At 67.0% G+C, this 9,056-nt stretch carries 8 protein-coding genes; 2 read left to right on the top strand and 6 right to left on the bottom strand.

Annotation, left to right across the window (positions count from 1 at the left end):
- Positions 1 to 299: 299 nt before the first annotated feature.
- Both JYJ84_RS21130 and JYJ84_RS21125 read right to left on the bottom strand, forming a co-directional pair.
- A complete protein-coding gene (locus JYJ84_RS21130; protein ID WP_174957482.1) occupies positions 300 to 755 on the bottom strand; it encodes a carboxymuconolactone decarboxylase family protein in 456 nt (151 codons plus the stop codon).
- Positions 756 to 1,055: 300 nt separating this feature from the next.
- Complete coding sequence (locus JYJ84_RS21125; RefSeq protein ID WP_175221933.1) at positions 1,056 to 1,847, bottom strand: HAD-IIB family hydrolase; 792 nt, start codon at positions 1,845 to 1,847, stop codon at positions 1,056 to 1,058.
- 302 nt (positions 1,848 to 2,149) lie between these two features.
- On the opposite strand from JYJ84_RS21125, the gene JYJ84_RS21120 reads away from it, so the two are divergent.
- Complete coding sequence (locus tag JYJ84_RS21120) at positions 2,150 to 3,784, top strand: AMP-binding protein (protein ID WP_175017074.1); 1,635 nt, start codon at positions 2,150 to 2,152, stop codon at positions 3,782 to 3,784.
- A complete protein-coding gene (locus JYJ84_RS21115; protein ID WP_122950405.1) occupies positions 3,784 to 4,944 on the top strand; it encodes an AraC family transcriptional regulator in 1,161 nt (386 codons plus the stop codon). The genes JYJ84_RS21120 and JYJ84_RS21115 overlap by 1 nt, the downstream gene beginning before the upstream one ends.
- Positions 4,945 to 5,031: 87 nt before the next feature.
- Here the strand turns inward: JYJ84_RS21115 and JYJ84_RS21110 are convergent, their stop codons facing one another.
- Genes JYJ84_RS21110 through JYJ84_RS21095 form a run of 4 tightly spaced genes read right to left on the bottom strand, consistent with a single transcriptional unit; the run spans position 5,032 to position 8,628 of the window.
- Entirely contained in the window at positions 5,032 to 5,673 is a 642-nt protein-coding gene (locus JYJ84_RS21110; protein ID WP_122950406.1) for a membrane integrity-associated transporter subunit PqiC, read from the bottom strand.
- Positions 5,670 to 7,340, bottom strand: a complete 1,671-nt coding sequence (locus JYJ84_RS21105; protein ID WP_122950407.1) for an intermembrane transport protein PqiB — start codon at positions 7,338 to 7,340, stop codon at positions 5,670 to 5,672. Before JYJ84_RS21105 ends, JYJ84_RS21110 begins: the two co-directional genes overlap by 4 nt.
- A complete protein-coding gene (locus JYJ84_RS21100; RefSeq protein ID WP_175221932.1) occupies positions 7,337 to 7,984 on the bottom strand; it encodes a paraquat-inducible protein A in 648 nt (215 codons plus the stop codon). Before JYJ84_RS21100 ends, JYJ84_RS21105 begins: the two co-directional genes overlap by 4 nt.
- The gene (locus JYJ84_RS21095; RefSeq protein ID WP_122950409.1) at positions 7,981 to 8,628 is read right to left on the bottom strand and encodes a paraquat-inducible protein A; all 648 of its coding nucleotides are present in this window, start codon (positions 8,626 to 8,628) and stop codon (positions 7,981 to 7,983) included. Before JYJ84_RS21095 ends, JYJ84_RS21100 begins: the two co-directional genes overlap by 4 nt.
- Between the last annotated feature and the right edge of the window lie 428 nt (positions 8,629 to 9,056).

Below are 9,056 nucleotides of genomic sequence, written 5' to 3'. Positions count from 1 at the left end.
GCCAGCTTGGCCGGCGTGAAGCGCTGCTCGCGCAACGCGTGGGCCGGCTCGACGTCCGGCAGCCGGGCTGCGCGGGCGGTCGTCGGGTTCAAGAGCGCACTGCGCGGCATGGGAGAGTCCTGCGTCCGAATCGATATCGTTTACGGCACGCAATTCTGCTCGGGATCGGTCCCATGCGCTACAGGGTTCACCCTGATACGCGCACCGGCGCCACCCGGCGTGGCCGGTCCCGACCGTCGCCAACCGGCTTCCGCCGGCCTCAACCCGCTTCAACCCGCTTCAACCCGCTTCAACCCGCTTCAACCGGCCTGGAACACGCCGGCCTGCCATGCGAACGGCTTCGCGAGCCGGTTCCACGTGTTGATCTGCGCGACGATCAGCGTGAGCGTGGCCAGTTCGTCTCGATCGAAATGCGCACGCGTCGCGTCGACGAGTTCGTCGCCGATCGCGTGCTCGCTGATCAGCGTCAGCGCTTCCGCCCAGCGCAGCGCGGCCCGTTCTTTCGGGGTGTAGAGATCGGGCGTTTCGTGCCATACGGGCAGCAGGTGGTAGCGCAGCGGATCTTCGCCCGCGTGGATGCCTTCCTTGATGTGGCGGTCGAGACAGTAGGCGCAGCCATTGAGCTGCGACACGCGTGCGCGCACCAGTTCCACCAGCTTGAAATCGTGGCCGGTGTTGTTCGCGTATTCCTCGACGTTGAGCACGACGTCGAGCAGCCGGGCGGGGAGTTGTCCAAACGAGATGCGTTCTGGCATGGCGACTGACCTTTGAAAGCGTTGTTGTATGTCGTGTTCCGGTTTGGTGCGCTGCCGAGAGCGGCGTCATATGAAAAGTAATCCTGATTATCTGGCGACGGGAGCGACCGGCAAGAAAAGGCACGATGCACGCATGACCCGTGGTGCGGATGCTGCGGCTCCGTGGGGGGCGGCGCGCGGCACGCTCGGCCGTGGCGAACCGGAAGCGAAGCGATCGTATCAGGTGCGACCGGCGACCGGAATCGCCGGATCCCGTATGTCGTTCATGCCGTGTGGGCGATAGTCGATGCGCGCAAGCGATCAGCCCCGACCGTCCGGATGCGTGCGCAGAATCGCATCGGCGAACTCGACGAACCCGCTGCCGCCCGGGTCTTGCGTGATCCATCGCGGCAACGCAGGCAATTGCTGCAGATACTCGACCACGGTGCTCATGCCGGCCGTGTGCGTGAAGTAGCCGAACATCGGCGCGTCGTTGGTGGAATCGCCGGAATATGCCACGCAATCGCGTGCCGAGCCGGCGTCGGCGCCGAACGTGTCCGACAGCACGCGCAGCGACATCGACAGCTTGTCGTACCCGCCGACCCATCCGATGATCCACAGGTTGTTGATGGTCGCGTCCGCGCCGGCCTTGATCAGTGCATCGCGTATCCGGTCGTCCTGGTCGGTGCCGGTGCGCGCATACGCGAGCGACGTCAGCCTGAAGTCCTGGTCGTCCGCGTGGCGGGCGGCGGGTACGGCCGTCTCGACCTGCCGCGCGATGCGCCTGAGCGTGTCGCGCGCGCCGGCGAGCGCATCGTCCGCATGCCAGTAACGGCGTTCGACGCCGTGCCCGTCCGCGCTGCGCCGGATGAAGAGCCCGCCGTTCTCCGCGATCACGCCGTCGACCGGCCACATGCGCGCCATCTGGTCGCACCAGCCCGCCGGCGCGGCGGTCACCGGGATCACGCGGATGCCGCTCGCCTGCAGGCGTTCGAGCGCCGCATAGGTGCGGGCGGCCAGGCGGCCTCGATGGGTCAGGGTCTCGTCCATGTCGGTCAGCAGGAAGCGGACGGACGAGAAGGTGTCGGCGGGGGCCAGGGCAAGCGGCTGCATGGTCTCGACAGCGGAATGACGATCGTCGATTATGAAGAAGGGCGCGAGGCCGTGCCACGCCGCTTGCTGCTTAGCAATTCACACCGGGGAATAAGCGACTGCCGGCGTCGCAGGCGAAGTTGTCTGGACAAGTGCGAACCCCCGCGTGTCCGTTTCGATCATCTTTTCGGCCGCCCGGATCATTTTCAAAGCACGCCGCGCGGGCGATAGTCGCCGGTCAGGCGATGGTCCGCGCTTCTCCGGCGTGCAGGCCGTCGCGCGAACGGCGCGCGGCTGGCGCGCCGTCCCCCGTGGAGTGAGACATGACGAAGAGACACTGGACCGGGTCGTATGGCTCGATCCCCGCCGAGATCGATCCCGATCGCTTTCCTTCCGTAAGCGCGCTGCTGGACAACGCGATGCGCCAGTTCGCCGATCTCCCGGCGTTCCACTCGTATGGCCGCACGCTCACCTATGCGGACGTCGATCGCCTGTCGACCGCGCTGGCCGCCTATCTGCAGCAGGTCGTGGGCGTCCGCAAGGGCGATCGCGTAGCGGTGATGCTGCCGAACGTGCTCGCGTTCCCGGTCGCGTTCATCGCCGTCGCGAAGATCGGCGCGATCCAGGTCAACGTGAACCCGCTCTACACGGCGCGCGAGCTCGAGCATCAGCTCAACGACGCGGGCGTCGAGGTCGCCGTGGTGTGCGGCGGATCGATGGGCACGTTCGCCGAGGTGGTCGGCGGCACGCGCGTGCGCACCGTGCTGAGCGTCGGGCGCGGCGATCTCGGCGTCGTCGATGCGCCGGCCGGTACCTGCGATGCGCTGCCGCCCGGTTCGGTCCCGCTCGCGGACGCCATTGCTGCCGGGGAATCGCTCGCGTTCGAACCGGTCGCGCTCGGCGGCGCGGATCTGCTGCTGCTGCAGTACACGGGCGGCACGACCGGCCTGTCGAAGGGCGCCGCGCTGTCGCACCGCAACCTCGTCGCGAACATCGAGCAGTTCGGCGCGATCGTGCCGGCCGCGCGCGAGCCGGGCGAGGAGGTCGTCGTCACGGCGATCCCGCTGTATCACATCTTCGCGCTGACGGTGAACTTCCTGTCCTACTTCGCGATCGGCGCGCAGAACTGGCTGGTCGCGAACCCGCGCGACATGGACGGCTTCATCGACGTGCTGAAGACCGCGCGGCCGACGGTGTTCGTCGGCGTGAACACGCTGTACGCGGGGCTCGCCGGCCATCCGCGCCTGACGGAGGTCGACTGGTCGCGGCTGAAGCTGTCGGCCGGCGGCGGCGCGGCCGTGATCGACGTGATCTCGTCGCGCTGGAAGGCGGTGACGGGCAACTTCATCCGCGAGGGCTACGGGCTGTCGGAAACGTCGCCGGTCGTGTCGTTCAACCCGCAGTCGATCGACTCGTTCACGGGCACCACGGGCCTGCCGCTGCCGTCGACCGACGTGAAGCTGCTCGACGACCAGGACAACGAGGTGGCGATCGGCGGCGCGGGCGAGATCTGCGTGAAGGGGCCGCAGGTGATGGGCGGCTACTGGCAGAAACCGGACGCGAATGCGGCCGCGTTCACGGCCGACGGCTACTTCCGCACCGGCGACGTCGGCGTGTTCGACGAAGCCGGTTTCCTGCGGATCGTCGACCGCAAGAAGGACATGATCATCGTGTCGGGCTTCAACGTGTACCCGAACGAAGTGGAAGCCGTCGCCACCGCGGTGCCGGGCGTCGCCGAGTGCGCGTGCATCGGCGTGCCGGACGCGCGCACGGGCGAGGCCGTCAAGCTGTTCGTGGTGCTGGCGGAGGACGCGTATGTGACGGAGGAGCAGCTCGTCGCGCATTGCCGCGCGAGCCTCGCGGCCTACAAGGTGCCGAAGCTCATTCGCTTCGTCGACCGGCTGCCGAAGTCGACCGTCGGCAAGATCCTGCGCCGGGAACTCAGCCGCACCGACTGATGGCGTCGGCGCGCCACGCAGGGCCCGGCGCGCCGAGGGCCCGGAAGGCTCCGCGCGGGCCGCTCAAGTACAATGCGAGCGGTTCGATCGACGGGGACGCGATGACCGGTTCAGATTCACTTTCCGCCCAGCCCGGGCTCGCGCCCGGGCGGGCACTGCCGTCGCCGAGCGCGACGGTGCCGATCTCGCTCGTCAACGGCTTCCTCGCGAGCGCGGGCGTGCAGCGCGACGTGGTCGAGCGCTACCTGCGCGGGGCCGGCATCCCGATCGAGCTGCTCGGCGAACCGCATGCGCGCGTGACGGAGGAGCAGTTCTCGACGCTGTACCGCACGCTCGCGATCGACCTCGACGACGAGATGCCCGGCATCTTCTCGCGCCCGCTGCGCGGCGGCACGCTGAAGTACCTGTGCCTGAGCCTGCTCGATGCGCGCAACCTCGAAACGGCGCTGCATCGTTTCGGGCAATTCTTCCATATCCTGCTCGACGATTTTTTCCTCGAATCGAAGCGCGACGGTCTCGTCGCGCAGGCGGTGCTGCGTCCGAACGACGCCATCGGCCCGATCGGCGCGCTCGGCCAGGAGTTGATGCTCAAGCTCGTGCACGGCGTGTGCTCCTGGCTGATCGGGCAGAAGATCCCGCTGCTGCAGATCGAGTTCGCGTGCCCGCGGCCGCGCCATGCGGTCGATCACCTGTATTTCTTCACCGGCGCCGTGCAGTTCGACTGCGAGCGCACGCTGATGCGCTTCAGCGCGGACTACCTCGACGCGCCGATCCGGCAGAGCAAGCGCAACCTGCGCAAGTTCCTCGCGCGCGCACCCGGCGACTGGATCTTCGAATCGTTCAGCGAACAGCTCGTGTGCCATCGCGTGCGGCAGTACCTGTCGGAAGCGTTGCCCGACCTGCCGGTGATCGACCACGCGGCCGAGCACCTGCATTGCTCGGTGCGCACGCTGAGTCGCCACCTGGCCGCCGAAGGAACGACGTTCCAGGTGCTCAAGGACGAACTGCGGCGCGACATCGCGATCCAGCGGCTGACCGATACGCCCGACACGATCGCGGCGATCGGCGCCGACATCGGTTTCGACGATCCGAGCGCGTTCCATCGCGCGTTCCGGCACTGGACGGGGAGCACGCCGGGTACTTACCGGCGGCGGGCATAACGCGCTGCGCGTCGCTTAAAGGTAGCCGGTTCCCATAACCGGATACCTTCACGCGCTCCCATGGACGGCTCCCCTTGGCGTGACGGTTTACGAATCGGCGGGGCAGGCGGGGCGCCCGTTGCCGAAGCTGCGCACCGTGCTCGCGATCCGGGCGGCGAACTGCTCGATCATCCGCTGTTGCACACGCACCATGTCGGCATAGCTTCCAGGGGCGGCCTCGTTGAGCCGCGTGCTGCACGAAATGCGCGTACCTGGCGCGTCCTGCTGCACGCCGACGACCCAGTCGGCTTCGAACTGGGCCATGCGGCCCGGCCACGCGTCGAAGCGGCGCACCTGCGTGCGGATGCTCATGACGGTCTGGTTCGACGGACGCGGCAGGCCGGTGACGTTGCGCGCGCCCAGTTGCTCGACGAGCGTCGACGAAAGCGCCGCGCGCAGCTCGTCGCCGAGCGGTGCGACCCAGCGTTCGTTGTCGAGTATCACCGCGGTGCCCGTCCCGCTGCGCACGACCATCTGCTGCTGGTCGAGCTGGGCGGGGATGCCGACCGGCAACACGTTGATCGCCAGCGGCGCGTCGGTGTGCGCGGCGGGTGCCGTTGTCGCGGTCGGCGCGGTCGCGGCCGGCGAGACGAGCGTGTAGTAATGCACCGGGTTCGACGCGCAGGCGGTCAGCGCGATGACGGCGCCGGCGCCCAGGGCGATCGTTCTGGCGCGAATCGGGAAGCTCATGGTTGTCGGGGCTCCTGCTGGACAGGCGGGGTTGACGGGGCGACAGGCGCGATCGGCGCGTGATCGGCCCCGGTTCCCCGGAGCAGCGATTCGGGACGGCGGCCCAGCATGTCGGTGAGCGTGCGCAACGAGCGCGCGGTACGCTGGACTTCGGTCAGCGTGTTCGCCAGGTTTTCCTGAAGCGGGCCGTCGTCGGCGATGCCCTGGCGCAATGCGCCGAACGTCTGGTTCGCCTGGTCGAGCGCGCGCGTCGTCGACGGCAGCAGCTGGCCGTTGACCTGCCTGAGCGTCGCGTCCAGGTTCGTCAGGCTCGAATCGACGTGCTTGCCGATCGAATCCAGCGGCATCTTGTTGATCTTGTCGACGATGTCGGCGACCTGCTCCGGCAGCTTGTCGAACGTACTCGCAACGGTGGGCAAGGTCAGCGGGGTCGCATTCGCATCGAACGGCACCTTCGGCGCGTTCTTCACGAAGTCGAACGAGATATAGAGCTGCTCCGTCAGCAGGTTGCCGGTACGCGCCTGCGCACGGAGCCCGTGCTCGACCAGGCCCGCGAGAAACTGGGCCACGCGCGGATTGCCGTTGCCTTCGGTCTTCTGCAGTTTCTCGATGACGGGACCGAGCCGATACGGATAGACCTTCACCATCACGATGGACTGGAAGCGCCGGGTCGCACGGTCGAAGTCGAGCTGGGTCGATACCACCTTGCCCATGTTGATGCCGGAGAATTCCACCGGCGCCCCGACTGCGAGCCCGCGCAACGGCTGCTCGAAACGGAGTCGAATGAGTTGGGATGGCCCGTCCGGCGCAGCCATCGCGGAAGCTTCGTTGTCGGCGAGCGCAAACACGTTGCCGGCAGGGGCGGCGGTCGCGCTGCTGTCTTCCGGTGTCGCGAACGCGATGCCGCCGCCCACGATCGTCGCGACCGACTGAGTCTTCAGCTTCAGGCCGTTCGCGTCCAGCGACAGATCCATGCCGCTCGCGTTCCAGAAGCGCGTGTCGGTCGTCACCAGCCGATCGTACGGCGCATCGATGAACACCTGCAGGTTCATGTCGCGGCGCTGCATGTCGAGCTTGTATGACGCGACGTGGCCCACCATCAGATGGCGGTAATAGACCGGCGAGCCGATATCGAGCGAACCGAGATCGGTGGCCCGCAACGCGAAACTCGTTCCCGGCATGCCGTTGATGACGGTAGGCGGCGTCTCGAGCCCGGTGAAGGCTTTGCGCGAATGCTGCGAGCGGCCCGTGTCCATGCCGATGTACGCACCGGAGAACAGCGTGTCGATACCCGATACGCCGCTCATGCCGACGCGGGGGCGCACGACCCAGAACCGCGTGTCGTCGTGAATCAGGTTGCGCGCATTCTTCACGAACGACACCGTCGCGACGACGTGCGAACTGTCGTCGCTCAGCGAGATGGCGGTCACGGTGCCGATCACGACGTCCTTGTACTTGACGGGCGTCTTGCCGGCTTCGAGGCCTTGCGCGGTGTTGAACGTGATCGTGATTTCCGGTCCGACGGACAACCACGCGTGGATCACCATCGACAGGCCGATCAGCGCCGCGACGAGCGGCACGAGCCAGACGAGCGAAAGCCGCAGGCGATTGCGTGTCACGGGCGGGTCATGGGGTTCGAGGCCTTGCGGGCCGGATGCAGGATTCATGCTTCTTCGGCGTCCCAAATGAGGCGTGGGTCAAAACTCATCGCAGACAGCATCGTGAGAATGACGACCATGCCGAAAAACAAAATGCCGGCGCGCGGCTCGATCTCGGACAGCGGACCGAACTTCACCAGCGCACAGATGATTGCGACGACCAGCACGTCCAGCATCGACCAGTAGCCGACGAGTTCGACCGCGCGATACAGCACGGCCCGCTCGCGCATGGCCGCGACGCTGCGCCGGCCTGTCGTGACGAGCAACGTGCCAAGCGCGAGGAACTTCGTGCACGGCACGACGACACTCGCGATGAAGATCACTGACGCAATGCCGTACGAGCCGGCTTTCCAGAACACCACGACGCCGCTGAGGATCGTCGATTCGCTGTGGCTGCCGAGCAGCGTGGTGCGCATCACCGGCAACAGGTTGGCCGGGAGGTAGAAGATCAGGCTGGCGATCAGGAACGCCCAGGCGCGTACGAGGCTGTCGGAACGACGCGCGTGCAGCGCAGCGCCGCACCGCGGGCAGCGTTCCGCTTCGGCGGCATGCGGGTGCGCATCCTGCGCGTCGGACGCGCGCGTGCGGCAGACGAGGCCGCAGGCATGGCACCCGACCATGCCCAACTGACTGGCGCGAACGGGCAGGCTCATGGGCGGCCTTCGGCGGGTTTCACCGGCACGACCCAGTCCCATAGCTGGCGCGTTTCGTGGCCCGCGATCAGCGGGATCAGCACCATCAGCACGGCCGTGGCCCACAAGCCGGCGCCGGGAATGATCTGCATGATGCTGGACAGCTTGATGATGGCGATGAGGATGCCGAGCAGTCCAACCTCGATCATGCTCCAGGGACGCAACGCGACGAGCAAGCGCATCAGCGGGCCGAACGCGGGCGCGCGGCGCCCCGCACGGGCAAAGGCCAGCAACCAGATCAGCGTGGCGATCTGCAGGAACGGCACCCCAACGATGGCGAGGGCCGTCGGAATCGCGATCGGCGCCGCGAAGCCCTGCGCAAGCGCGAGCGCGGATTGCCACAGCGTGGCCTCGCTATGCAGCCCCTGCACGCTGATCCGCATGATCGGGCAGAGGTTGGCGATGGCAAACACCACGCCTGCCGCAACCGCCAGCGCGAGCCACCGGTCGATATCGAGCCCGCTCGATCGAAACAGGACGGCGGAACAGCGTTCGCAACGCGCGACCTCGTGAGGCGCCAGCGCGCGGCGTCGGTAGACGCTGTCGCAATGCTCGCAGGCGATCAGGGTCGGAAACGTGTCCATGTGTTCGTGTTGCTCGCGCATGCGTACTCGATGATTTGCTTCGCAGTGTGCTTGGTGTCGATGGACGTTTTTGTGCGGTTTGATGGAGAAACGATGGAGCCGGGATTAAAAAATGCAGCCATGCCGGGGTGGCTGTCGAGGCGCACACAATCTGTTACGACAATGGCGAACCGGGGTTGGATGGGAGTGCTATCTTTCGCCGGCCTTTCGATGAAACGAATGGGCAGCAACGCAAGAACCCTGACTTCAGATTGAGCACAAGGAACAGTATTCGCATGTTGAAGAAGATCGCCTCCGCATTCATCGTCACCGCGGTTGCGGTGATTTCGCTGCCGGCCGCGGCCGACGGCTGGGACAACGCGCTCGGCGGTGCGCTGGGCGGTATCGCCGGTGCGACCGTCGGCGATGCACTGGGCGGCCGCACCGGCGCGGTGGTGGGCGGTGCGATC

The organism is Burkholderia sp. LMG 13014 (genome assembly GCF_905232215.1).
In the GTDB taxonomy this organism is placed as follows: domain Bacteria; phylum Pseudomonadota; class Gammaproteobacteria; order Burkholderiales; family Burkholderiaceae; genus Burkholderia.
Note: the sequence above shows the minus strand (reverse complement) of the source record. Positions and strands in the feature narration are given on the sequence as shown.